This is a genomic window from Comamonas odontotermitis, assembly GCF_040396735.1.
Taxonomy (GTDB): Bacteria; Pseudomonadota; Gammaproteobacteria; order Burkholderiales; family Burkholderiaceae_C; genus Comamonas; species Comamonas odontotermitis_C.
In genome coordinates, this window is the sequence record NZ_JBEBNZ010000001.1 from 526277 (window position 1) to 549316 (window position 23040).

The window sequence follows — 23040 nt, forward strand, 5'->3', positions numbered from 1 at the left end:
TGTTTTAAAGTCGCCCTGCAAGTTGCTCTTTAACTCAGCGACTCCCTTATTGTAATGCCTTTCTTGTTTCGACTGTTTGCTGCACTGCCATTGTGGCTATTGCATGGGTTGGGTGCCGCCATGGGGTGGGTCACTTTCGCCGTCTCACCCACCTACCGACGGCGCTTTGTAGCCAACGCGGCGCAGGCGGGGTATTCATTTGCCGAAGTGCGCCGCGCCGTTGCCCATGCCGGGCGCATGGTGGCCGAGGTGCCACGCCTATGGTTTGGCCAGCCGCTGCCGTGCGAGATGCATGGTGCGGAGGTGATCGATGACGGTATTTCCGCAGGCAAGGGCATCGTCTTCCTGACGCCACACATGGGCTGTTTTGAATTGTCGGCGCAGGCCATGGCCCGGCGCTGGGGCGTGGTGCACGGGCCGATCACGGTGCTGTACCGCCCGGCACGCCAGGCATGGCTGGCCAGATTGATGGAGACCGCAAGATCCCGCCCCGGGCTGGAGTCTGCACCCACCACCATGGCGGGCGTGCGCCAGATGATCAAGGCCTTGCGCCAGGGACACAGTGTGGGATTGCTCCCTGACCAGGTGCCTCCCGATGGTCAGGGCATCTGGTCGCCGTTCTTTGGCAAGCCCGCCTATTCGATGACGCTGGCCGCCAAGCTGGCCCAGCAGACGGGTGCGGCTGTTATATTGGCGCGCTGTGTGCGCCGGCCATGGGGGCAGGGTTTTGATCTGTATGTACACAAGCTGGCCGAGCCTTTGGCCGCCGATATGGATACAGCCGTGCTGCAGATCAACCAGGAGATGGAGCGCTTGATCCGCGAGAGCCCCGAGCAGTATCTGTGGGGCTATGCGCGCTACAAGCAGCCCCGGGGGATGGTCTCGGCGCCGCCAGAAAGTCACAAGCATGGGTAAGTTGTTTATTGGCTGGATGTGGTTGATGTCGCATCTGCCCCTGTCGGTATTGCGCGGCATCGGTTGGTGTCTGGGGCGCATTCTGTTCTATCTGGTGCCCTCGCGCCGAAAAATCGCCTTGCGCAATCTGAAGCTGTGCTTTCCGGAGGCATCGCTTGCTCAGCGCACGGAGTGGGTTAAAGAGAGTTTTGTTGTCTTCTGTCAAACGTGGCTCGATCGCAGTTGGCTGTGGTTTGCGCCACAAAAGACGGTGGAAAAGCGCACCCGGATGACAGGCGCGCTCGAAGAGCTGGAGGGTGATACCCCCACCATCATGTTCGCGCCGCATTTCTATGGCATGGACGCAGGGGGCACGGCGCTCACCATTTACTGCAGCCGGCCGTTCACCTCCATCTTTTCCACCCAACCCAATGCCGATGTAGATGCCTGGATCCGCCAGGGCCGCCAGCGCTTTGGCGATGTGCGCATGCTCAACCGTGACGATGGTGTCAAGCCGATCATCGCCAGCCTGCGCAAGGACCATGGCCTCCTGTATCTGCTGCCGGATATGGATTTCGGCCCGAGCGATTCGCTGTTTGTGCCGTATTTCGGCCAGGTTGCCGCGACGATTCCTTCCTTGTCACGTTTTGCGAAGCTGGGCCGTGCCAAGGTGATCGGCATGTACACCCGCCTGACGCCTGCAGGCTATGAGGTGACGATCTCGCCCGCATGGCAGAACTTCCCGACGGATGATGTGGTGGCCGACACCACGCGCCAGAACCGGGAGCTGGAGGCGCAGATCCGCACCATGGTGCCGCAGTACTACTGGGTCCACAAACGCTTCAAGACCCGGCCGGAGGGAGAAGCGTCGGTCTACCAATAAAAATAGCATATGGCGCTCTTCCGCTAAGCGCAGAATGCTATTAAAAATGCAGTTTTAAGGAAGTTGCGTTGAGATGCGGACTGACCAGAGGAAGCTGCGGAATGCAGCCGGCCCAAGCTGCAAGGTGTCGGGCTGGGTTTATGTCTGGGACTGCGGGGTAGGTTCTGCGCTTGCAACGCCTTCCGGATGAGACCACTGCCACAGCAATTGGGCCACCTTGTCCACGTTTTGCTTCTTGAGCGCACTGAACATCATCACTTCGCCGCCACCGGCATTGAGCTTGGTGATCGACAGAATCTTGGCCTGCTCGGCGCGAGTCAATTTATCGGCTTTCGTCAATAAAACCAGAAATTTCAGGCCTTGTTCGACGCGTGGGCGAATGATATCGAGCAATGCCTCGTCCAACTCGGTCAGTCCGAGGCGCGGGTCGCACAGCAGCACGATGCCAGTCAGGCTGGGGCGGCTGACGAGGTAGTTCACCATCACCTGCTGCCAGCGCTGCTTGTCTTCGCGCGACACGGCAGCGTAGCCGTAGCCCGGCAAGTCGGCCAGCACGGCATCGGTCACGCCCTTCTTGCCTAGCGCAAACAAATTGATGTGCTGGGTGCGTCCCGGTTTCTTGGATGCAAACGCCAACTGGTTCTGTTGCGTCAATGTATTGATCGAGGTCGATTTTCCTGCATTGGAGCGGCCCACGAAGGCAAATTCGGGCACATCGATGACGGGCAGTTGATGTAACTGGGCTGCCGTTGTCAAAAAGCGCGCAGTGTGCATCCATCCCATGGCAGACTTGCCATCAATGTTTGGCGCGTCTGCAACGGCTGGGGAGGTACTAGGCATTGTCATCATATGTTTTTGAATTCATCTAAGGTAGCATTGTAGGAGCCGGTCGTTCCGGCCGTGTGCATATAAACCAGATAAAGACCCTCGATATGAAGTTGATCGCCTCCCTGTTGACGACTGCTGTATTGGCTTTTTCGTCCGTTTCTGCATTTTCGGCATCGGAGGCCGCGCCCAAAACTGCCAAGCCGGATCTGGTCAAAGGCGAGGCCTCCTACACCGCCGTCTGCGCGGCTTGCCACAATGCAGACGGCAATTCTTCCATTGCCATCAATCCCAAGCTGGCGCAGCAGCACCCCGAATACCTCATCAAGCAACTGGAAGAATTCAAGAGCGGCAAGCGCAGCAATCCCGTGATGCAAGGCATGGTTGCTGGCCTCACGGATGGCGATATGCGCAATATCTCGCACTGGCTGGCCAGCAAGCCGGGCAAGCTGGGCTTTGCCAAGAGCAAGGATACCGTGGCTCTGGGCGAGCGCATTTACCGCGGAGGCTTGCCTGACCGCCAGATCGCCGCCTGCGCCGGCTGCCACAGCCCCAATGGTGCGGGTATCCCGGCGCAATACCCCCGTCTGGCGGGTCAGAATGCGGACTATATGGTTCAGACCATGCATGACTTCCGTGATGGCAAACGCAACAACAGCATCCAGATGACGGGAGTGACCGCCAAAATGAACGACAAGGAGATCCAGGCGGTGGCAGATTACATCGCCGGCCTGCGCTGATCGCCTCCGCGCTGTTGGGGAATCGTCCCTGGCAGTTCAGGGATTACGGGTTATCCCTGGCAGTCTACCGTCTAAGATGGGCCCTCTACAGGGAACCTTGCTCGCAAGCGCTGACCCAACCGGGGCGGACTGATCGGACAACGACGGTTCGCCCTTTGCTTTTGTACCGATTGCGTTGTTGATACATGTCTGAACTCTCTTCTGTGCAGGGGCACGCGCCCAGGCCACGTCTTCAAGGACGTGCACTGTACGAGCTTTTCTCTTCCATGCGCTTTGCGATTGCCCTGCTGACGGTGATCTGCATCGCCTCCGTCATCGGTACAGTGCTGCGCCAGCACGAGCCTGCGGCCAACTACGTCAACCAGTTCGGCCCTTTCTGGGCGCAGCTGTTCATGGCACTCAAGCTCAATGCGGTCTACAGCGCATGGTGGTTTCTGCTGATCCTGGCGTTCCTGGTGACCAGCACCAGCCTGTGCATCGCCAAGCATGCGCCCAAGTATCTGGTTGATCTGCGCAACTACAAGGAAAACGTGCGTGTGCAAAGCTTGCAGGCCTTTCACCACAAGGCACAGGCGCATTTGGCGGAAACCCCGGCGCAGGCGGCCCAGCGTGTGGGTGGGCAACTGGCTGGCAGCGGCTGGAAGGTGCGGCTGCAGGAGCGCACGGGTGCAGGCCACGAAGGCTGGATGGTGGCTGCCAAGGCGGGCGCAGCCAACAAGATCGGGTACCTGGCCGCGCACAGCGCCATCGTGCTGATCTGCCTGGGCGGCTTGCTGGATGGCGATCTGATCGTGCGGGCGCAGATGCTGCTGGGAGGCAAGTCGGTCTATACCGGCGGTGGCCTGGTCGCGGAAGTGGCGCCGCAGCACCGCTTGTCCACCAGCAACCCCACATTTCGCGGCAATCTGATGGTGGCCGAGGGAACGCAGTCCGACACCGCCATTCTCAGCCAGTCGGATGGCATCCTGTTGCAGGAGCTGCCATTCGCGGTCGAGCTCAAGAAATTCATCGTCGAATACTACTCCACCGGTATGCCCAAGCTGTTTGCAAGCGATGTCGTGATCCACGACAAGGAAACGGGTGAAAAAGTCGAAAAGCGCATTGAAGTGAACCACCCGGCCAGCTTCAAAGGTATCGAAATCTACCAGTCGAGTTTTGACGATGGTGGCTCGCGCCTTTCATTGCGGGCTGTGCCGCTGGCTGCTGGCTTCAAGACCTTCGACATTGAGGGCGAAGTGGGTGGCTCCACCACCATCAACACCGGCGAAGGCAAGTCGCCGCTCAAGCTGGAGTTCACAGGCTTGCGCACCATCAATGTGGAAAACATGGGTGGGGACGGCGAAGGTGGTGAAGGCGCTACCGATGTGCGCAAGGTAGATCTGAAATCGACCCTGGACAACCACCTGGGAGCCGGCAACAAGGTGCTCACACCCAAAGAGCTGCGCAATGTGGGCCCCAGTGTCAGCTATAAGCTGCGCGATGCATCTGGCCAGGCGCGCGAGTTCAACAACTACATGCTGCCCGTGGATACGGGCGATGGGCAGCCCGTGTTTCTGTGGGGAGTGCGCGATACCCTGGCAGGCCAGTTCCGCTATCTGCGCGTGCCTGCGGATGACCAGAGCAGCTGGCGCGGCTTCATGCGCTTGAAAACGGCCTTGCAGGACCCGGCGATGCGTGAAGCTGCAGTGGGCCGGTATGTGGAGGCTTCCGTCGCACCCGGTCGGGCAGAGTTGCGCGAGCAGCTGCATGCCTCTGCCCTCAAGGCATTGACGATCTTTGCAGGTGCCACCAACGACAAGGGCGAGCGGGTCGCGGGTTTGCAGGCGATTTCGGATTTCATGGAGCAGAATGTGCCCGAGGCCGAGCGCCCCAAGGCCAGCGAGGTGTTGGTGCGCATCCTCAATGGCGTGCTGTTTGAGTTGATGCAGTCCGCACGCGCTGCCGATGGCCTGCAGCCTCTGGCTGCGGACGAGAAAACGCAGAAGTTCATGACCCAGGCCGTGCTGTCGCTCAGCGATGTGCAGCTGTATCCCGAGCCTGTGGTGTTTGAGCTGACGAATTTCGAGCAGGTGCAGGCGAGCGTCTTTCAGGTGGCCAGGGCGCCGGGCAAACTGGTGGTGTACCTGGGTTGCCTGTTCCTGATTCTGGGGGTGTTTGCCATGTTGTATGTGCGAGACCGGCGTGTCTGGGTCTGGCTGGCTCCGCGGGCCGATGGCAGCACGGACGCGCGCATGGCGCTGTCCACTAACCGCAAGACCATGGATGTGGACCGTGAGTTTGAAGGGCTGAGTGAGAAATTGTTGGGCGTCAAGCCTGTGGGAGGCCAGTGATGAATACCGCGACAACCGGCGTGCAGCAGCCGCCTGCAGGCAATGTGGTCAAAACCGTGCAACTGAGCGAAGGCTACTTCAGCGGCCGCTCTCTGTGGGACTGGCTGTTTGCCCTTGCCCTGGCTGCAGGTGGTGCCTACGCCCTGTTCCTGTATGGCCATCACATGGATGTCTACGAAAAGGGCATTCTGGTGGCCAGCGTGCCATTCTTCATCTGGCTGGGTTGGTTGTGGCGACCGCTGCAGCTGCTGATGGTGGTGGTGGCGGCGCTGTCGCTGCTGGCAATTGGCCTGTACCGGGTGGACGGCGCGGGCGAGCTTGCGCGCTCGGAGACGGTATTCGGCCTCAAATACTTTCTCTCCAGCCAATCGGCCATTCTGTGGATGAGCGTGCTCTTCTTCATGAGCACGCTCTTTTACTGGATCGGCATGTTCTCCAGGGGGGAAGGCTCGACGCTGTCGGTGATCGGCACGCGCCTGGCTTGGCTGGCGGTGACCATGGCCCTGGTGGGCACGATGGCGCGCTGGTACGAAAGCTATCTGATGGGGCCGGACATTGGCCACATCCCGGTGAGCAACCTGTATGAGGTGTTCGTGCTGTTTGCCTGGATGACGGCGCTTTTCTACCTGTATTTCGAGCAGCACTACCGCACCCGCTCCCTGGGAGCATTTGTGATGCTGGTGGTGAGCGCTGCCGTGGGCTTTTTGCTGTGGTACACCGTGGTGCGCCAGGCGCATGAAATCCAGCCGCTGGTGCCGGCTCTCAAGAGCTGGTGGATGAAGCTGCACGTACCGGCCAACTTTGTGGGCTACGGCACGTTTGCGCTGGCTGCCATGGTGGCGCTGGCGTATCTGCTCAAATCGGCCACCCAGCGCGCGCTGTGGCTGGGCCTGGTGCTGGTGCCCATGCTGGTACTGGTGCTGCCGCTTGGAGCATTCCGCCTGGCGGGGGACCCCAATTTCTTCCCAGCCATCGACAAGACCTTGCGCATGGCCGTGCCGCTTCTGGTGTTTTTTGCACTGATGATTGCTGCACGCAACTGGATCAACCGCGCCACACCCCGGCAGGAAGTGATGGATGACCTGATGTACAAGGCCATCGCCGTCGGGTTTGCCTTCTTCACGATTGCCACCGTGTTGGGCGCCCTGTGGGCGGCCGAGGCCTGGGGTGGCTACTGGAGCTGGGACCCCAAGGAAACCTGGGCGCTGATCGTCTGGCTGAACTATGCGGCCTGGCTGCACATGCGCCTGGTCAAGGGGCTGCGCGGCACCGTTTCGGCTTGGTGGGCACTCGTGGGGCTGGTGGTGACGACGTTCGCCTTTCTCGGAGTCAATATGTTTCTCTCCGGTCTGCACAGCTACGGTACTTTGTAGAAGGCCGGCCTCGGCAAAAAGACTCCCTGCGGGGAGTTTTTTTGTTTTCAGGGGATCGGGCGGGGAATTTTTGTATTCTTGGCAAACTCCAATGCCTACCGTTTTGAGGAATTCGCCATGCTGATACGAGACAACGATAGCGGCTTTATCCACCCGAACAGCAGCGAAATCACTTCGCAGAGACTGTACCTGCAGCGCCGCCAGTGGCTGCGCCTGGCCGCCGCGGGCGGGATGGCGGCAACTGGCAGTGCCGTATGGGCGCAAGGCAAGGCGGTGGAAGGGCTGGCGCCGATGACATCGGTCAAATCCGCCGTTGCAGGGGCGATGACCATGGAGCCCCTCACACCCTATACCGACGCGCGCAGCTACAACAATTACTATGAGTTCGGGTTGGAGAAGGAAGACCCGGCGCGCAATGCCCCAAGCCTCAAGACACGCCCCTGGACGGTGAAGGTTGAAGGTCTGGTGAACAAGCCCAGGACTTTTGGCATTGAAGAGCTGCTCAAGCTCAGCCCCATGGAAGAGCGCATTTACCGCCTGCGGTGCGTCGAGGGCTGGTCCATGGTGATTCCGTGGATTGGCTATTCGCTGTCCAAGCTGCTGGCGCAGGTGGAGCCGCAAGGCAGCGCCAAGTATGTGGAGTTCGTTACCCTGGCAGATGACAAGCAGATGCCGGGCCTCAAAAGCCGTGTGCTGGACTGGCCCTACACCGAAGGCCTGCGCCTGGACGAGGCCATGCACCCGCTAGCTCTGCTGGCCTTTGGCATGTATGGCAACGAGCTGCCCAAGCAAAACGGCGCGCCGCTGCGCCTGGTGGTGCCCTGGAAATATGGATTCAAGAGTGCCAAGAGCATCGTCACCATCCGTCTGACCGAAAAGGAGCCTGGCACCGCCTGGAACAAGGCGGCACGCAACGAATACGGCTTTTATTCCAATGTGAACCCGGGTGTGCCGCACCCGCGCTGGAGCCAGGAGACCGAGCGCCGTATTGGCGAGGGCGGCCTGTTTGCCAAGCGGCACAAGACCTTGCTGTTCAATGGCTACGAAGCGCAGGTGGGGCAGTTGTACGCGGGCATGGACCTGAAGAAGAATTTCTGAGAAAACTGGCCGTCAGGGCTTATCCAGCAAGCGCTGCAACTCCTTCATTCATCGCAAATGACGTCATCTTCCGCCGCAAAGGCCGCCATCCGCGCGGCCCTGCACCTGCTGTGCTGGCTGCCTGCAGCTTGGCTGTTCTATCTGGCTGCCACGGACGGTCTGGGGGCCAACCCTGCCGAGGCGCTGCTGCGATCTCTGGGAGACTGGGCCTTGCGCTTTCTGTGCGTGGCATTGGCTGTAACGCCGCTGCGCCAGTGGCTGCACTGGCCGCAACTGGCGGCATACCGCCGCATGCTGGGTCTCTACACCTTCTTTTATGCCACGCTGCACTGGCTGGCCTATGTGGTGTTCGACATGGGGCTGGACTGGGCAGGCATCGTAGCCGACCTGCCCAAGCGGCCCTTCATTCTGGTGGGCACCCTAGCGTGGCTGGTTTTGCTGGTGCTGGCGGTCACCTCCCTCCCCGCCCTGGTGCGGCGCCTGGGCGGTCGGCGCTGGCAAAAGCTGCACCGCGTGGTCTACGCCGTCGCCACCCTGGCCGTGCTGCATTTTTGGTGGATGCGCGCGGGCAAGAATCACTTTGGCGAGGTGTGGGTGTACGGCAGCATACTGGCTGCACTGCTGATGGCGCGCGTGGTGTGGGCGGTGCAGCGCAGGCGCTTGCGGGCCGCAGTGCGCTGACGGCTCAACGTGCCGCAGACACCGGTTGTGGCGAGATCGATGCGTGGGGCAGGGTATAGCTTTGGTTGTTCATCAGGTCGATACCGCACATGAGGTGATCCAGCCAGTCAAAAAACTGTGCAATCGCCCGCCCCATGATGGGGGCGCCATGTTGCGGCACGATGAGCGAGATATCCAGCTGGCGCGCCATGGCCACCCACAGGCGCAGCACCTTGTTGGAGACCATGTAGCGGCGGTGAAAGCCTTCCATGCGGGCGATGTGCGGTGCGAGATCCGTCACCGGCGTGCGGGCAATGTAGCCGTCAGTCAGCGAGACACCCAGGTCGCCAGTGAACAGAATGCGGCTGATCGGGTCGTAGAAGTGGAAATTGCCCTCGGCATGCAGAAAGTGTGCGGGCAGAATGTACAACTGGCTCTGGCCCAAGGGCAGAATGCCGCCGGCATCTTGCACTGGAATGACGCGATTTTCCGTCTTGCCCACCTTGGTGAAGTGGGGAACGAAGCGCTCCCACACGCGGGAGATAACCAGCGAGGCCTTGGTAGAGGTGAGCCAGCGGTCCAGCGACGCGATGATGTCCGGATCGGCGTGCGAGGCAATCAGGTACGAGAGCTTGTGCGGCGAAAAATAGCGCACCATGCCCATGTATAGCTCGTTGAAGGCCAGATTGCCACCCGGATCGATGATGGCTCCGGTGCCATGGTCTACGATCAGGAATTGGTTGGCTTGTACGGCCTGCGCATCTTCCTCCACCAGATCGGTGAACATCAGACAAGCGTGGTGCTCGTCCCGGTACAGTTCCACAGGTGCCAGCGCCATCTCTTTTCCATGCATTCGTTACAACGCGTTGCACTGTAGCGAATGCAGGGCGAGGGAGACTTGATGTAAATCAAGTAGCGGCCAAGCGGTGGAATGGCTTGCTGGTAGGAAGCCGCGCGCGGTGATGGCGCCCGGTTTTCATGCGCAGCACGCTATTATTTTTGATTGCTGATGTTGGGCTGCAGAGGCTTGAGATCGGGCTCGGGAGTTTCCCCGCGCGGATCAAGGGTTTGGGGCAGTGTGGCGCGGTTGGCAGCCGCAGGCTCCTGGGGCAGGTACAGTGGGCCCTTTTGGCCGCAGGCCGCCAGGACTGCCGCACCGCCGGCAAGGACAATGGCCTTGCATACAATTTGAGAAATACTCCGCATAGAGACATTGTAATGAACGAACTCGAATACCTGGATGCTGCCGAAAAGCTGTTGCTCTCCGTGGAGCAGACGTGTGACCGCATCAATGACGACACCGATGCTGACATTGACGCCCAGCGTGTGGGGGGTATGGTGACGCTGACCTTTCCCAACCGCAGCCAGATCATCATCAACCTGCAACCGCCCTTGCATGAGGTGTGGATGGCGGCCAAGTCGGGCGGTTATCACTACAAATGGGACGGCAAGCTGTGGCGGGATACGAAGACCGGCAATGACTTCTATGCCGATCTGACGCGCGATGCGACAGCGCAATCTGCCATGAAACTGGTGTTTGGCGCTTGATGGAGTAGCACCAGTAGCTGCGAAATCGATAGCATCATGAAACAAGCCCCGCAATGCGGGGCTTGTTTTTGTCGGCAAGAGAATCTCTAGTCTCGGAACAGATCGAGGATCTTGTTGCGCTCTTCCGCATTGGGCGCCGGCACGGGCGAAGTCGCTCCCGGAATCGGTGTGTCCAGGCCCAGGTTCGGGCCGCCGCGTGCATATTCCTCGTAGTACCAGTCGCCACCCTGGTTGACCAGGCCGCTGGGGGCCTGCATCTGCGTCACGGGCACGCCCTTGAGTGCATGCTGCATGTAGTTGATCCAGATGGGCAGGCTCAGGCCACCGCCGAATTCACGCGCGCCCAGGCTGCGCGGGTTGTCATAGCCCATCCACACGACCGCTGCCGTGGTGGGCTGGAAGCCTGCAAACCAGGCGTCGACCGAGTCATTGGTGGTGCCGGTCTTGCCGTAGATGTCCGGGCGCTTGAGCTGGGCCTGGGCCTTGGCGGCAGTGCCGTAGCGTGCCACGTCCTGCAGCAGCGAATCCATGACAAAGGCGTTGCGTGCATCGATGGCGCGGGGCAGGTCCTCTACCGCCGGAGGCGTGAACTCCGACAGCACGTTGCCGCGGTGGTCGGTGATTTTGGCAATCAGGTACGGATTGACGCGGTGCCCGCCATTGGCAAATACCGAGTAACCTGCCGCCATCTGCATGGGGGTGACGGCACCTGCGCCCAGAGCCATAGGCAGATAGGGCGGGTGTTTGTCGGCATCAAAGCCAAACCTGGTGACCCATTCCTGCGCCTTCTTGGCACCCACGGATTGCATCACGCGGATGGTCACCAGGTTCTTGGAGCGGGCCAGGGCCTGGCGCATGGTCATCGGGCCATCGAAACGGCCGTCGGAGTTCTTGGGCTCCCAGGGCTGCTGTCCGCCCGAGCCGGGGAAGGTCAGCGGCGCGTCGTTGATCACCGTGGTCGGAGAAAACCCTTTTTCCAGCGCAGCGGAATAGATGAACGGTTTGAAGCTGGAGCCGGGCTGGCGCCAGGCCTGGGTGACATGGTTGAACTTGTTCTTGTCAAAGTCAAAGCCTCCCACCAGGGCTTTGATGGCACCGGAGTTTGGATCCAGCGAAACAAAGGCGCCTTCCACCTCGGGCAACTGGGTCAGCTCCCAGGTTTTTTTGCTGGTTTCCATGATGCGCACCACGGCACCAGGGCGCAGCTTGGTGTTGGGCGGCGCCTTGTCGCTCAGCCCCGATTGCACGGGCTTGAGGCCTTCGCCGGTGATCTCGATCGGGTCGCCGTCGGCACGGGTCACCACCACCTTGCGCGGCGTTGCTTCCAGCACCACGGCAGCCAGAATGTTGCCGTTGTCGGGGTGCTGGGCCAGGGCTTCGTCGATGGCGTCGTCGCGCTCCTGTTGGGTCTTGGGCAGGTTGATGAACTTCTCGGGTCCCCGGTAGTGCTGGCGCTTTTCGTAATCCATGATGCCCTTGCGCAGCGCATCGTAGGCCACTTCCTGGTCGCTGGCGATCAAGGTGGTGTAGACATTCAGGCCACGGGTATAGGCTTCGCTGCCGTATTGCGCAAAGATCAGCTGGCGTGCCATTTCGGCCACATATTCGGCGTGGACCTTGTTGTCGGCGTAGCTGGAGCGGATGCGCAGCTTCTCGGCACGGGCTTCGTCGGCCTGCGCCTTGGTGATGAAGCCGTTTTCTTCCATCCGGTCGATGATGTAGAGCTGGCGCACCTTGGCACGCCTGGGGTTGCTGATCGGGTTGTAGGCCGATGGCGCCTTGGGAAGGCCGGCCAGCATGGCTGCTTCGGCCACCGTCACGTCTTTGAGAGGCTTGCCGAAGTACGTCTCTGATGCTGCCGAGAAACCATAGGCGCGGTTGCCCAGGTAGATCTGGTTCATGTAGATTTCCAGGATCTGGTTCTTCGTGAGCGTGTGCTCCAGCTTCAGGGTCAGCAGGATTTCATAGATCTTGCGGGTATAGGTCTTTTCTGAAGACAGATACACATTGCGCGCCACCTGCATGGTGATGGTGGATGCGCCCTGGGCCTTTTCCCGCCCCAGATTGGCCAGCAGGGCCCGGGCCATACCCTTGTAGTCGACACCATTGTGCTCAAAGAAGCGCGTGTCTTCGATGGCGAGAACGGCATCCACCATGATCTTCGGAATTTCCTTGATGGGTGTCAAATTTCGGCGCTCTTCACCGAATTCACCCAGCAGTGCTCCTTCTGACGAGTAGACTCGCATGGGGAGTTTGGGGCGGTAGTCGGCCAGTTCCGAAACATCGGGCAGATTGGGATAGGCCATGGCCAGGCCGACAGCAACGACAGCGACCGCAGCGATTGCCAGAGCAATGAACAATGCAATCAGGCCGCCAAAGAACTTGAGCACCTTGCTGCCCATGCTGCTTGGCTTGGGTTGGGGCTTTTCAGGGGTTCGGCGCGAGAGGGGGGCGTCTGGATTCATTGGGTCAGACAGTCAAGATAGGCATGCATAAGCGGGAAATGCTATCACGCGGGGCGCAGCCGCGCTTGCACAGGCAGGTGTGATTTAGGCTGGGCCAAATGTCATCTAAATTTCAATGTATACCTTGTATCGTATTGTTTTGACAACGAATTGAAATGCAGATCACGCCGTTCTTTGCTGCGCGACTATCTTGCTGATAGCATCCATAGAGGGTGTTAAGTTTTGTAGCTCAACATAGAGCAAAAATAAGGGAGGAGTCCATCTTGGTCTCAATGGGATCTATGTTCCGACGCCAGCCGCCAAGCCTGTTAGGCATTGACGTGAGCGCGTCGAGCATCAAGTTGGTTGAACTAGGGAGGAGTGGCGGCGGTCAATATGTGGTTGAACGCTGTGCACAAGAGCTACTGGAGCCTGGCTGGGTCACCGAGTCAGGCATTGAGCGTTTTGATGAGGTCGCCGATTCGTTGCGTCGGCTCGTCAAAAAAAGCGGTACGCGCACCAAACAGGCTGCGTTGGCGCTGCCCCTTTCTGCAGTCATCCAGAAGAAAATCGTGCTCCCCGCCGGCCTGTCCGAGCTGGAAATGGAGTTTCAAGTTGAATCAGAAGCTAACCAATACATACCTTTTTCCCTGGATGAGGTGAATCTGGACTTCTGTGTGATCGGGCCATCCGCCAACTCCGTGGGAGACGTGGATGTGCTGATTGCTGCTGCCCGCAAGGAAACGGTACAGGATCGCCAGGGCCTGGCAGAAGCGGCAGGGCTCAAGCCCGCTGTGCTGGAGATTGAATCGAACGCCACGGCGCTGGCAGCACGCCGTCTGATCAGCAATATGCCCAGCAAGGGCAAGGATGCCTTCATCGCCATCTTTGAAATTGGCGGCAATGCCTCCTTTCTGCAGATCATCCACAACAGCAATGTGATCTACGAGCGCGATCAGTCGTTCAACGGCGGCCAACTCACGCAGATGATCATGCGGCAGTATGGCTTCTCGCAAGAGGAGGCCGAGCAAAAAAAACGCAACAACGATCTGCCTGCCGATTACAAGACTGTGGTGCTGCGTCCGTTCGTGGAAAGCGTGGGGCAGGAAATCAACCGCGCGCTGCAGTTCTTCTTCACCAGCACGCCGCACAACAGAATCGACCACATTCTGCTGGCGGGCGGCTCAGCGGTTCTCAGCGGCCTGACCGATGCAGTGATTGACGCGACAGGCTTTGCGACGTCCGTGGCCAACCCGTTTGAAGAAATGGTGATGGACGCGGCGGTTCGCTCGCGCAGCAAAACCAAGGATTTCTCCACCTATCTGACGGCCTGCGGTCTGGCTCTGCGGAGGTATGCAGCGTGATTTTGATCAATCTGCTTCCCCACCGGGAGCTTGCACGAAAAAAGCGCAAAGAGAGCTTTCAGGTCTCCATGCTGGCTGCTGCGCTGTTTGGCGCGGCCATCTGTGGCGCCATTTACCTGCTCTACCAATACCGGCTGGACCAGCAGGAGCAGCGCAATGCGCTCCTGACTTCCGAGATCAAGGCGTTGGATGAAAAGATCGCCGATGTGGCCAAGATTGACGCTGAAATCGCAGCGCTGAAGGCACGGCAGAAGGCGGTGGAAGACCTGCAGTCGGATCGCAATCTCCCTGTGCATTTGCTCAATGAACTGGTGTTGCAATTGCCGGATGGTGTCTATGTCGAAAGCCTGAAGCAACAGGAGCAAACCGTACAGATTCAAGGGATTGCGCAGTCCAATGAGCGGGTGTCGGAATTGCTCAATAGCCTCGCCACCAAAACCCCCTGGCTCTCCAAGCCCGAGTTGGTGGAGGTCGTGGGCACCACGACACAGGTCAATGCCAAAGAGAAGAAACGGGTATCTGGCTTTAACCTTCGCTTCCGGCTGGTCCGCTCCAGTGAAATGGAACAGGCGAACGCCTCGCCTGATCAAAAGAAATAGGGACTGCCATGGCAACCAAAAAGAATATGCAGTTGGGAGAGGGATTCAAAAATCTGCAGCGGCAGTTCCAGAATCTGGACCCCAAGGATCCTTCGCTATGGCCTGCGGCCCCGCGCTGGATGCTTTTGATCGTGATCGCTGCTCTGGTCGTGGGCCTGGGGTGGTATCTGTATCTGAGCAACTTCGACGAGGAGCTGACCGCCTCCCAAGGCAAGGAATTGCAGCTCAAGGACGATTACAAATCGCGTTTGCGCAAGGCCGTCAATCTGGATGCATTGCGCAAGCAGCGCGAGCAGGTATTGCAATATGTGACGCAGCTTGAAAAGCAGTTGCCCAGCAAGGCTGAAATGGCCGCTCTTCTGTCCGACATCAATCAGGCGGGTATTGGCCGCAGTCTGCAGTTTGATCTGTTCAAACCCGGGCAAACGGTGGTGAAGGATTACTATGCAGAGTTGCCAATTTCAATCAAGGTAAACGGCAAATACCACGATATCGGTTTTTTTGCTGCCGATATTGCAAACCTCTCGCGCATCGTAACGCTGAACAATATTGGACTGGCACCTGCAAGCAAGGACTCTAACATGCTGATGCTTGATGCCACTGCCCGCACCTTCCGCTATCTGGATCCGCAAGAGCTCAAGGAGCAGCAGGATGCCAAGACCAAGGCCAAGGCCAAGAAATAAGGGGGCGGAATGAATCGTTTTACTCAGCTTCTCTTGGGTGTTGCCACGGCGTTTCTACTCGTTGCGTGTGATGATGAAAGCGACAATCTCCATACATGGATGCAGCAGGAACAAGCGGCAACCAGACCATCCGTAAAGCCCATCTCCCCTCCCAAGGAGTTTGTGCCACAGGCGTATGTGGCAGCTACCACCTTGGATCCTTTCAGCAAGGAACGACTGGCTGCCGTCCTGCGCGGTAGCGGCAGTGCGCCACCCACGATCTCCGATGCACTGGTTGCACCAGAGCGAGCCCGTCGCAAGGAGCAATTGGAGTCATTTCCGCTGGATGGCATCTCCATGGTGGGCTTTCTCAAAAAAGGCAGTGCAGATGTAGGCCTGGTCAAGGTGGATGGCCTGATCTACCAGGTCAACAAAGGCATGTACATGGGGCAGAACTACGGCAAGATCAAAAACGTCAATGAGAGCTCCATCACCATACGTGAAATCGTCCAGGACGGCGTTGGTGAATGGGTAGAGAGAGATGCAGTCCTCGAACTGCAGGAGGCCAAAAAATGAAAAAATTCACTCTTTTGCTGCCGCTGGCAGCGATGCTGCTGTTGCCTGCCTCGGTGCTGGCGCAAGGCAAGATCAACAGCGTCTCCACCGTGGTGCGTGATGGTGTGGAACTGGTCAAGATCGAGACCGACGGCGCGCCTCTCGCACTGCCCGAGACGTTCAGCATCCAGTCTCCTGCACGTGTCGTCCTGGATCTGCCCGGCTTCAAGAGCGCGTTGCCCAGCAACCGCATCGAGCTCAACCAGGGGAATCTGCGTTCATTGAACGTGGTGGAAACCGATACCAAGGCGCGACTGGTACTGAATCTGAAAGAAAGCACCACTTACAAGACAGAAGTCAGTGGGAAAGATCTGCTGGTTGCCATTGAGCCAGCCGCCAAGAAAGTGACTGCCACTCAGCAGGATCAGCAATTTTCCGTAGACGGCAACGCGTTCTCGCAGCCTCTGTCTGACGTTGATTTCCGTCGTGGAACCGATGGTGCCGGACGCCTGGTCATCGCTCTGCCCAACAACCGGGTAGGCGTGAACATTGCCAAGATGGCAGATGGATTGACCCTGGAGTTACAGCACACGACGCTGCCTGAGGGATTGCGGCGCAAGCTGGACGTGTCCGATTTCGGCACACCTGTGCGGATGATTTCCTCTCGTCAGGCCGGTAATGCCACCTATGTGGATTTGAAGAACACGGGCGAGTGGGAGCATAGTGCCTACCAAAGCGACAACCAGTTTGTCGTTGAAGTTCGTCAGCGCAAGTCTGACCCCAACAAGCTGGGCTCTGGTGGAACATTCACCGGAGAAAAACTGTCGCTGAGCTTCCAGAATATTGAAGTCCGCTCTTTGCTGCAGGTCATTGCTGACTTCACCAACTTCAATATCGTCACGTCAGACACTGTCAATGGATCTTTGACATTGCGTTTGAAGGATGTGCCTTGGGACCAGGCACTCCAGATTATTCTTGATGCCAAGGGCCTGGGAATGCGCAAGTCAGGAACCGTACTTTGGATCGCTCCCAAGGATGAGATTGATGAGCGCATTCAAAAGGATTTTGATGCAATCAATAAAATTGAAGAAAAAGCACCGCTTCAAACAGAGTCATTTCAACTGAATTATGCAAAAGCTACCGACTTATTAAAGCAGTTAACAACTTCGTCAAATAATGGAGGTGTGGGTGGTAATAATCAAAGTGCGCGTTTTCTTACTGCTAGAGGTTCTGCTATTGCAGAGCCTAGAACAAACCAACTTTTTATCACGGATATAAAATCAAAACTTGACGAATTTAGAAGGCTTTTGGTGACTTTGGATATTCCTGTCCGTCAAGTGCTAATTGAAGCTAGAATAGTAGAGGCTCGAGATACATTTGGACGATCTTTAGGGGTTCGGCTGGGTGGCGCAGATATGCGAGCATCTAAGGGGGGGGACGGTGGGTATGGTATTGGTGGTGGTAATAGAATTGGTTTTGGGACGAGTTATGAAAATGCCTCTTCAACCTCGGGGATGACCGGAAATTCTCCCAATACAAATGGGAATTTTGTGAATTTGCCTGCTGCGCTAACTGGTGTTTCCGGTTCATACGGGAATTTTGCTCTTTCAATTTTTAACTCGGCTGCCAATAGGTTCTTGTCGCTCGAGCTTTCGGCAATGGAGGCGGATGGGAAGGGAAAGGTGGTTTCAAGTCCGCGCTTAATTACTGCAGATCAAACGAAGGCATTGATTGAACAAGGTACCGAAATTCCATACCAAAGCTCTGCTCAAAATGGTGCGACTACAGTGGAATTCAAAAAGGCTGTTTTGAAATTGGAAGTGGTACCTCAGATAACGCCTGAAGGGAATATAATTCTAGATCTTGATGTGTCGAAGGATTCCAAAGGTGTTGACACGGTATCCGGACCTGCGATTGATACGAAGCATGTTAAGACGCAGGTGTTGGTTGAGAATGGGGGTACCGTTGTTATCGGAGGGATTTTTGAGTTACAAGAAAGTGAGTCAGTGAATAAGATACCGCTACTTGGAGATGTTCCTGTTTTGGGGAATCTGTTTAAAAATAGGACTCGAGAATCTGAAAAGCGAGAAATGTTGGTATTTATTACGCCGAAAATGATTTCGGATCGTGGTGAAATGCGTTGATTAATTGGGGAGATGTATGAAAAAGTTCTTTAAGCCATTGATTTTTCTTGCGCCTTTGGTAATGGCTGCATGCGGTGGCGGTGGTGGTAGTGGTGGTGACACGCAACTGCAATATTCGATTAAAGTAAATGCCTCAAAGACTTCAGTTCCTGTTAATCTGAATTCGACTCTTCCTGGCTTTGGTGGGGACTATTACCCCTACATGTCTACGATTTACGTTCAGGGATACGAGGGAGGTAGCCCTATTCCTAATAAGGAAGAGGGCGCATTTGGATGTAACGTCACTTCCGGGCTGGACTCGGGATCGCTGTACTATCTCGACGGCAAAGATGAGCACATGGTTGAGGTGGATGACGGTAAGGGCGGTAAAAAGAAGGTGCCCGGTTCATACCGCTCTATTACGCTTGGCTCCAACTCCGGTGGTGCATCCTTTCATGTGATATCCAAGGATATTGCAGGCGATGTGGTGGTTGTCTGCTCTGTGACAGACCCTCGGGACAATAAGGTGTACGCAAGCTCGGTAACAGTGAAGGTTGGTGGTGGAAGCACCGCAACCCCGGCTGGTGTTACCTTCTCTGCGCAAACCAATTATTTGGGGTCGCGTAATAATATTAATAATGTTCCAAATCAAGTGGCAGTAGAGGCAACGGTTCGCAATGATGCAAATCAGCCCATCTCCAACACTGGTAAGCCCAATTTGCAAGTGGCCATCATTCCAAACGGCACGTCTTCTGGCGCGCGTTTGATGGCTAATGGTCAAAACAGTGGCGGCTCCATGCAAGTCAGTACAGTCAATGGCATTGGTCAGTTCTCGGTGGCAAGTGGTCCTGCTACCGGTGCCTTGCTTCTGCAGTTGACGGTGGATCGTTCGGACAATGATGTGTCAAATGGCATTCAGGATGCCATCACTCAGTATGCAGTGCTGGATGTGGTTGACGGTATTGCAACCACTGCCTTGGCAGTTGACGCAACGCAATTGACCATGAACGCTGTAAGCGGTGAGGCTTTTGCGCAAGCCGTGGTTGCCAAGGGCGGGGTTCCACCATATACGTGGTCTGCTACCTCTACCTTGCCTCCAGGATTGACGTTGAGCGCTTCGGGTCTGGTTTCTGGCACGCCCAAGGTGAGCAAGGCCGCAGATTACAACGCTGTCGTGACAGTAAAGGATGCGAATGGTGTTACAGCAACCGGTACTTTGGTCATCAAGGTAACGGTGCCTGACGCTCCTGTGGCCTTCAGCATCAATGGCTGCAGCTCTTCTATGGCAAGATGCCCTCTGCCTACTCAAGAGGTTGGATCGTCCTATCTGTATGCCTTCTCTGCAACTGGCGACAATGTGACGTGGTCTATTACTGGTGGACCAAGCTGGTTGACTGTGAGTCCCACTGGCGTCATTTCGTCGGGCAAGCTGCTGACCTGCACTGAAGTCGGCGAATACAACTTCCAGGTAACTGCGAAGAATGCGACCAGTTCGGTGAGCCGCGAAGTGAGGGTGACCATCACTGATTCGGCCGAGTCCTGCAAAGTTGAGAAGCCCTAACCTACGCGCATAGCCTCAAAACCTCCGGTACACCCGGAGGTTTTTTTATGCCTGTTTGGGCTCGTTTATGATGTGTTATTGGTGTTGCGAGGCTGGATGATGGTGCTTTCCGTGTGTTTTATTGGATTGCCGGGTAGCGGGAAGTCGACGATTGGCCGACAACTTGCCCGTCATTGGGGCGTAGAGTTTGTGGATTCAGATCTTGTGTTGGAGCGCCGCCTGGGCTGCTCCATCAAGGATTTTTTCGCAGCGCATGGCGAGCAGGCTTTCAGGGATGCGGAAGCGGAAGTTCTTGCCGAGCTTGCGCGTGGACCGACAGCCTGTGTGTTGTCAACGGGGGGCGGGGCGGTGCTGCGGGCTGAGAATCGGGAGGTGTTGCACGAGAACACCACCGTTTTCTATTTGCAATCCAGCCCTGAAGACATTGCCCGCCGCTTGCGAAATGACACCAGCAGGCCGTTGCTGCAGGGTGAAGATCCGCTCAAGCGCTTGCGAGATTTGTTGGCGGTGCGCGCGCCTTTGTATGAGGAGACAGCGCATTTCGTCATTGACACCGTGCGCTGCTCGACCGCGCAGGTGGTGCGTAAAGTGACGATGCAGGCTGAGTTGGCGGGGGTGGTACCTGTGGCTATTCCGGGCTCGCAGTCATAATGCAGTAGGGTGAGGCCATGACTTGGTGCACTTGGTTCAGAATGGCTGATATCTCCTTGGCGCGTTGTTGCTTTGTTTTGTCGCGCGTTTGTATTGATCGAGTTGTCGGACCCATGTGTCATGGTGAAGCAGCGATTGGCTGGGTGGCGTGGTCCACCCTGAGAGCTGACATGATCCCTGTATGGAGAAGTACAACTGAACGCCAAGCACGGCAACCCAATTTCAAACCAGTTCAAACCGCTAAACAGGTAGGGCCTGGATATTTCTCCGACATTCACCATTAGTTCCCGCAACCGTGACCGAAACTGTCCATATCGATCTGGGTGATCGTTCCTATCCCATCGTGATTGCTGGTGGAGCCATGTCGTTGGTAGACACCTTTGCGGCCTGTCCCAAGGCGGCTCTGGCGTTGATTGTCAGCAATGAAACCGTGGCACCGCTGTATGCCGAGCGGCTGCAGCGCGCGCTCTCGGGCCGCTATCCACAGGTGCAGGTGCTGCAACTGCCCGATGGTGAAGCGCACAAGAACTGGCACACCCTGCAAACCATATTCGATGCCTTGCTGCAAAGCGGCGCCGATCGCAAGACGGTGCTGTTTGCACTTGGCGGGGGCGTGGTGGGAGACATGACGGGCTTTGCCGCCGCCAGCTTCATGCGTGGTGTGCCTTTTGTGCAGGTTCCAACCACGTTGCTGTCCCAGGTGGATTCGTCGGTGGGGGGCAAGACCGGCATCAACCATCCACAGGGCAAGAACATGGTTGGCGCGTTCTACCAGCCCCAAATGGTGGTGTGCGATCTCGATTCGCTCGATACCTTGCCTGCGCGTGAGCTGAGCGCTGGGCTGGCAGAAGTGATCAAGTACGGGCCGATTGCCGACATGGCCTTCATGGATTGGCTGGAAGCGAACATGGATGCGTTGATGGCGCGCGACAAGCAAGCCCTGGCTCATGCCGTGCGCCGCAGTTGCGAGATCAAGGCCGATGTCGTCTCCAAGGACGAAAAGGAAGCCGATCTGCGCGCCATTCTGAACTTTGGCCATACTTTTGGCCATGCCATCGAAGCTGGCATGGGCTATGGCGTGTGGCTGCATGGCGAAGGCGTGGGCGCCGGCATGGTGATGGCCGCAGAGCTGTCGCAGCGCCTTGGCCTGGTGGATTCCGCTTTTGTCCAGCGCCTGCGGGCCTTGATCGAGAGGGCTGGTTTGCCTGTGCAGGGCGCCATTCTCGATGCGCAGGACAACGCAGGCCGCTACCTGCAACTGATGCGTCTGGACAAAAAATCGCAGGCGGGCGCCATCCGCTTTGTGTTGATTGATGGCCCCGGCAAAGCCGTGGTGCGCGAGGCGCCTGATGCGCTGGTGCGTGAAGTCATCGATACCTGCTGCGCGGCATGACGGTGTCTTTCTGCAAGACAGCTGCCAGCGGTGATGCGGTATGCGGCTTTCTCTCGCAATTGATGGCATCCCGAGATTGATGGAAAGGGCAGCATGCAGGCCGTAGATTCATCTACTGTATGGACCGAGGCCGGGCTTGCGCCGTATGCCTGTTATTCGCACCTCAGCAAGGGCCGCATCCATGCGCAGGATGCCGCGCCCACGCGCAGCGAGTTTCAGCGCGACCGCGACCGCATCGTGCATTCCTCTGCTTTTCGCCGCCTGGTCTACAAGACCCAGGTGTTCCTGAACCACGAAGGCGACCTGTTTCGGACAAGGCTGACCCATTCGATCGAGGTGGCTCAGCTGGGCCGCTCCATTGCACGCGCACTGCGCATCAACGAAGACCTGACCGAAGCCATTTGCCTGGCACACGACCTGGGACACACGCCGTTTGGCCATGCCGGGCAGGATGCCCTCAACGCCTGCATGGCTGGCTTTGGCGGTTTTGAGCACAACCTGCAGAGCCTGCGCGTGGTGGACGATCTGGAAGAGCGCTACCCCGGCTACAGCGGCCTCAATCTGTGTTTTGAAACGCGCGAGGGCATCTTGAAGCACTGCTCTGCCGCCAATGCCCGCAAGCTGGAGGCGCGGGAGCCCGGTGGCGTAGGCCACCGCTTTCTGGTGGGCGGGCAGCCCGCGCTGGAGGCGCAGCTGGCCAACCTCGCCGACGAGATCACCTACAACGCCCATGACGTGGATGATGGCGTGCGATCAGGCCTCATTACCGTTGAGCAACTGATGGAGATTCCGCTGTTTGCACGCTATGCGGACGAAGCGGTGCGCGAACATCCGCAACTGCAGGAGAGCAGCTGGCAGCGCCGCTGGCTGTACGAGGCCATTCGCCGCATGCTCAGCGAACAGGTATACGACGTAATCCGCAACACCGGCGCTGCTTTGCAGGCTGCGCAGCCCGCAAGCGCCGATGCGGTGCGGGCGCTGCCGCCACTCGTTGGCTTCAGCGATGCCATGCGCGCGGAATCTGCAGCGCTCAAGCGCTTTCTGTTTCAAAACCTCTACCGCCATCCCCAGGTGGTGGATACCACCAGCCGCGCCAAGATCGTGGTGCGCGAGCTGTTTGATATCTACCTGGCCCGGCCCCAGGAGATGAAGCCGCGCTATGCCGCGCGGGCCCAGGGCCTGGAGCAGGCCCACTGCGCGCGCGTGGTGGCCGATTTCATCGCTGGCATGACAGACCGCTATGCCCTGCGTGAGCATGAGCGCTTGACCGGCAAGCAGCTGTTGACCGAATAGCGGTTTTGACGGGGTAGGCACGCGCTTGCAACGGGCGGATAGCC

At 57.8% G+C, this 23040-nt stretch carries 21 protein-coding genes; 17 read left to right on the plus strand and 4 right to left on the minus strand.

Going from position 1 to position 23040, the window contains the following annotated elements; all coding sequences use genetic code 11:
* Positions 1-54 precede the first annotated feature (54 nt).
* Both ACH2DG_RS02255 and ACH2DG_RS02260 read left to right on the plus strand, forming a co-directional pair.
* On the plus strand, positions 55-915 hold the full coding sequence (locus ACH2DG_RS02255) for a lysophospholipid acyltransferase family protein (protein ID WP_395024083.1): 861 nt from the start codon (positions 55-57) through the stop codon (positions 913-915).
* Positions 908-1777: a lysophospholipid acyltransferase family protein gene (locus tag ACH2DG_RS02260; protein WP_395024084.1), complete on the plus strand. Its 870-nt coding sequence runs from the start codon at positions 908-910 to the stop codon at positions 1775-1777. The genes ACH2DG_RS02255 and ACH2DG_RS02260 overlap by 8 nt, the downstream gene beginning before the upstream one ends.
* 138 nt (positions 1778-1915) lie before the next feature.
* Here the strand turns inward: ACH2DG_RS02260 and yihA are convergent, their stop codons facing one another.
* Complete coding sequence (gene yihA, locus ACH2DG_RS02265) at positions 1916-2623, minus strand: ribosome biogenesis GTP-binding protein YihA/YsxC (protein ID WP_395024085.1); 708 nt, start codon at positions 2621-2623, stop codon at positions 1916-1918.
* A gap of 86 nt (positions 2624-2709) precedes the next feature.
* Here yihA and ACH2DG_RS02270 point away from each other — a divergent pair, with 86 nt between their 5' ends.
* The 5 genes from ACH2DG_RS02270 to ACH2DG_RS02290 all read left to right on the plus strand — a co-directional run bounded on the left by ACH2DG_RS02270 (position 2710) and on the right by ACH2DG_RS02290 (position 8824).
* Positions 2710-3342 (plus strand): c-type cytochrome, encoded by a 633-nt coding sequence (locus ACH2DG_RS02270; protein ID WP_395024086.1) that lies wholly within the window; start codon positions 2710-2712, stop codon positions 3340-3342.
* A 185-nt stretch (positions 3343-3527) separates the two neighbouring features.
* Complete coding sequence (locus tag ACH2DG_RS02275; protein ID WP_395024087.1) at positions 3528-5672, plus strand: cytochrome c biogenesis protein ResB; 2145 nt, start codon at positions 3528-3530, stop codon at positions 5670-5672.
* A complete protein-coding gene (ccsB, locus tag ACH2DG_RS02280) occupies positions 5672-7045 on the plus strand; it encodes a c-type cytochrome biogenesis protein CcsB (RefSeq protein ID WP_395024088.1) in 1374 nt (457 codons plus the stop codon). The genes ACH2DG_RS02275 and ccsB overlap by 1 nt, the downstream gene beginning before the upstream one ends.
* A gap of 117 nt (positions 7046-7162) precedes the next feature.
* Positions 7163-8143 (plus strand): protein-methionine-sulfoxide reductase catalytic subunit MsrP, encoded by a 981-nt coding sequence (gene msrP, locus ACH2DG_RS02285; RefSeq protein ID WP_395024089.1) that lies wholly within the window; start codon positions 7163-7165, stop codon positions 8141-8143.
* Positions 8144-8200: 57 nt separating this feature from the next.
* Positions 8201-8824 (plus strand): sulfite oxidase heme-binding subunit YedZ, encoded by a 624-nt coding sequence (locus ACH2DG_RS02290; RefSeq protein WP_395024090.1) that lies wholly within the window; start codon positions 8201-8203, stop codon positions 8822-8824.
* Between the two features lie 4 nt (positions 8825-8828).
* Here the strand turns inward: ACH2DG_RS02290 and ACH2DG_RS02295 are convergent, their stop codons facing one another.
* Positions 8829-9641 (minus strand): MBL fold metallo-hydrolase, encoded by an 813-nt coding sequence (locus tag ACH2DG_RS02295; protein ID WP_395024091.1) that lies wholly within the window; start codon positions 9639-9641, stop codon positions 8829-8831.
* A gap of 155 nt (positions 9642-9796) precedes the next feature.
* Positions 9797-10009, minus strand: a complete 213-nt coding sequence (locus tag ACH2DG_RS02300) for a lipoprotein (RefSeq protein ID WP_224150249.1) — start codon at positions 10007-10009, stop codon at positions 9797-9799.
* 12 nt (positions 10010-10021) lie between these two features.
* Between ACH2DG_RS02300 and cyaY the strand changes: the two genes are divergently transcribed.
* Positions 10022-10351, plus strand: a complete 330-nt coding sequence (cyaY, locus tag ACH2DG_RS02305; RefSeq protein WP_395024092.1) for an iron donor protein CyaY — start codon at positions 10022-10024, stop codon at positions 10349-10351.
* Positions 10352-10437: 86 nt separating this feature from the next.
* Here cyaY and ACH2DG_RS02310 read toward each other — a convergent pair whose 3' ends face one another.
* Positions 10438-12753: a penicillin-binding protein 1A gene (locus tag ACH2DG_RS02310; protein WP_395024132.1), complete on the minus strand. Its 2316-nt coding sequence runs from the start codon at positions 12751-12753 to the stop codon at positions 10438-10440.
* A gap of 326 nt (positions 12754-13079) precedes the next feature.
* Between ACH2DG_RS02310 and ACH2DG_RS02315 the strand changes: the two genes are divergently transcribed.
* From ACH2DG_RS02315 to ACH2DG_RS02355, 9 genes are all read left to right on the plus strand, one after another.
* A complete protein-coding gene (locus ACH2DG_RS02315; protein ID WP_395024133.1) occupies positions 13080-14159 on the plus strand; it encodes a pilus assembly protein PilM in 1080 nt (359 codons plus the stop codon).
* The gene (locus tag ACH2DG_RS02320; RefSeq protein ID WP_395024093.1) at positions 14156-14758 is read left to right on the plus strand and encodes a PilN domain-containing protein; all 603 of its coding nucleotides are present in this window, start codon (positions 14156-14158) and stop codon (positions 14756-14758) included. Before ACH2DG_RS02315 ends, ACH2DG_RS02320 begins: the two co-directional genes overlap by 4 nt.
* Positions 14759-14766: 8 nt before the next feature.
* Positions 14767-15441, plus strand: coding sequence for a type 4a pilus biogenesis protein PilO (locus tag ACH2DG_RS02325; protein ID WP_395024094.1), 675 nt, complete (start codon positions 14767-14769; stop codon positions 15439-15441).
* Between the two features lie 9 nt (positions 15442-15450).
* Positions 15451-15996, plus strand: a complete 546-nt coding sequence (locus ACH2DG_RS02330) for a pilus assembly protein PilP (protein WP_395024095.1) — start codon at positions 15451-15453, stop codon at positions 15994-15996.
* 32 nt (positions 15997-16028) lie between these two features.
* Positions 16029-18119, plus strand: coding sequence for a type IV pilus secretin PilQ (pilQ, locus tag ACH2DG_RS02335; RefSeq protein WP_395024134.1), 2091 nt, complete (start codon positions 16029-16031; stop codon positions 18117-18119).
* 16 nt (positions 18120-18135) lie between these two features.
* The gene (locus tag ACH2DG_RS02340; RefSeq protein WP_395024096.1) at positions 18136-19659 is read left to right on the plus strand and encodes a putative Ig domain-containing protein; all 1524 of its coding nucleotides are present in this window, start codon (positions 18136-18138) and stop codon (positions 19657-19659) included.
* A gap of 99 nt (positions 19660-19758) precedes the next feature.
* Positions 19759-20310: a shikimate kinase gene (locus ACH2DG_RS02345; protein ID WP_395024097.1), complete on the plus strand. Its 552-nt coding sequence runs from the start codon at positions 19759-19761 to the stop codon at positions 20308-20310.
* Between the two features lie 295 nt (positions 20311-20605).
* The gene (gene aroB / locus ACH2DG_RS02350) at positions 20606-21703 is read left to right on the plus strand and encodes a 3-dehydroquinate synthase (protein WP_395024098.1); all 1098 of its coding nucleotides are present in this window, start codon (positions 20606-20608) and stop codon (positions 21701-21703) included.
* Positions 21704-21796: 93 nt separating this feature from the next.
* Positions 21797-22996: a deoxyguanosinetriphosphate triphosphohydrolase gene (locus ACH2DG_RS02355; protein ID WP_395024099.1), complete on the plus strand. Its 1200-nt coding sequence runs from the start codon at positions 21797-21799 to the stop codon at positions 22994-22996.
* Positions 22997-23040 lie beyond the last annotated feature (44 nt).

What these genes read in the sequence shown, in the direction of transcription:
- ACH2DG_RS02255 (WP_395024083.1), top strand. Translation starts at nt 55, where the DNA reads ATGCCTTTCTTGTTTCGACTGTTTGCTGCACTGCCATTGTGGCTATTG.
- ACH2DG_RS02260 (WP_395024084.1), top strand. Translation starts at nt 908, where the DNA reads ATGGGTAAGTTGTTTATTGGCTGGATGTGGTTGATGTCGCATCTGCCC.
- yihA (WP_395024085.1), bottom strand. Translation starts at nt 2,623, where the DNA reads ATGACAATGCCTAGTACCTCCCCAGCCGTTGCAGACGCGCCAAACATT.
- ACH2DG_RS02270 (WP_395024086.1), top strand. Translation starts at nt 2,710, where the DNA reads ATGAAGTTGATCGCCTCCCTGTTGACGACTGCTGTATTGGCTTTTTCG.
- ACH2DG_RS02275 (WP_395024087.1), top strand. Translation starts at nt 3,528, where the DNA reads ATGTCTGAACTCTCTTCTGTGCAGGGGCACGCGCCCAGGCCACGTCTT.
- ccsB (WP_395024088.1), top strand. Translation starts at nt 5,672, where the DNA reads ATGAATACCGCGACAACCGGCGTGCAGCAGCCGCCTGCAGGCAATGTG.
- msrP (WP_395024089.1), top strand. Translation starts at nt 7,163, where the DNA reads ATGCTGATACGAGACAACGATAGCGGCTTTATCCACCCGAACAGCAGC.
- ACH2DG_RS02290 (WP_395024090.1), top strand. Translation starts at nt 8,201, where the DNA reads ATGACGTCATCTTCCGCCGCAAAGGCCGCCATCCGCGCGGCCCTGCAC.
- ACH2DG_RS02295 (WP_395024091.1), bottom strand. Translation starts at nt 9,641, where the DNA reads ATGGCGCTGGCACCTGTGGAACTGTACCGGGACGAGCACCACGCTTGT.
- ACH2DG_RS02300 (WP_224150249.1), bottom strand. Translation starts at nt 10,009, where the DNA reads ATGCGGAGTATTTCTCAAATTGTATGCAAGGCCATTGTCCTTGCCGGC.
- cyaY (WP_395024092.1), top strand. Translation starts at nt 10,022, where the DNA reads ATGAACGAACTCGAATACCTGGATGCTGCCGAAAAGCTGTTGCTCTCC.
- ACH2DG_RS02310 (WP_395024132.1), bottom strand. Translation starts at nt 12,753, where the DNA reads ATGGGCAGCAAGGTGCTCAAGTTCTTTGGCGGCCTGATTGCATTGTTC.
- ACH2DG_RS02325 (WP_395024094.1), top strand. Translation starts at nt 14,767, where the DNA reads ATGGCAACCAAAAAGAATATGCAGTTGGGAGAGGGATTCAAAAATCTG.
- ACH2DG_RS02330 (WP_395024095.1), top strand. Translation starts at nt 15,451, where the DNA reads ATGAATCGTTTTACTCAGCTTCTCTTGGGTGTTGCCACGGCGTTTCTA.
- pilQ (WP_395024134.1), top strand. Translation starts at nt 16,029, where the DNA reads ATGCTGCTGTTGCCTGCCTCGGTGCTGGCGCAAGGCAAGATCAACAGC.
- ACH2DG_RS02340 (WP_395024096.1), top strand. Translation starts at nt 18,136, where the DNA reads ATGAAAAAGTTCTTTAAGCCATTGATTTTTCTTGCGCCTTTGGTAATG.
- ACH2DG_RS02345 (WP_395024097.1), top strand. Translation starts at nt 19,759, where the DNA reads ATGGTGCTTTCCGTGTGTTTTATTGGATTGCCGGGTAGCGGGAAGTCG.
- ACH2DG_RS02355 (WP_395024099.1), top strand. Translation starts at nt 21,797, where the DNA reads ATGCAGGCCGTAGATTCATCTACTGTATGGACCGAGGCCGGGCTTGCG.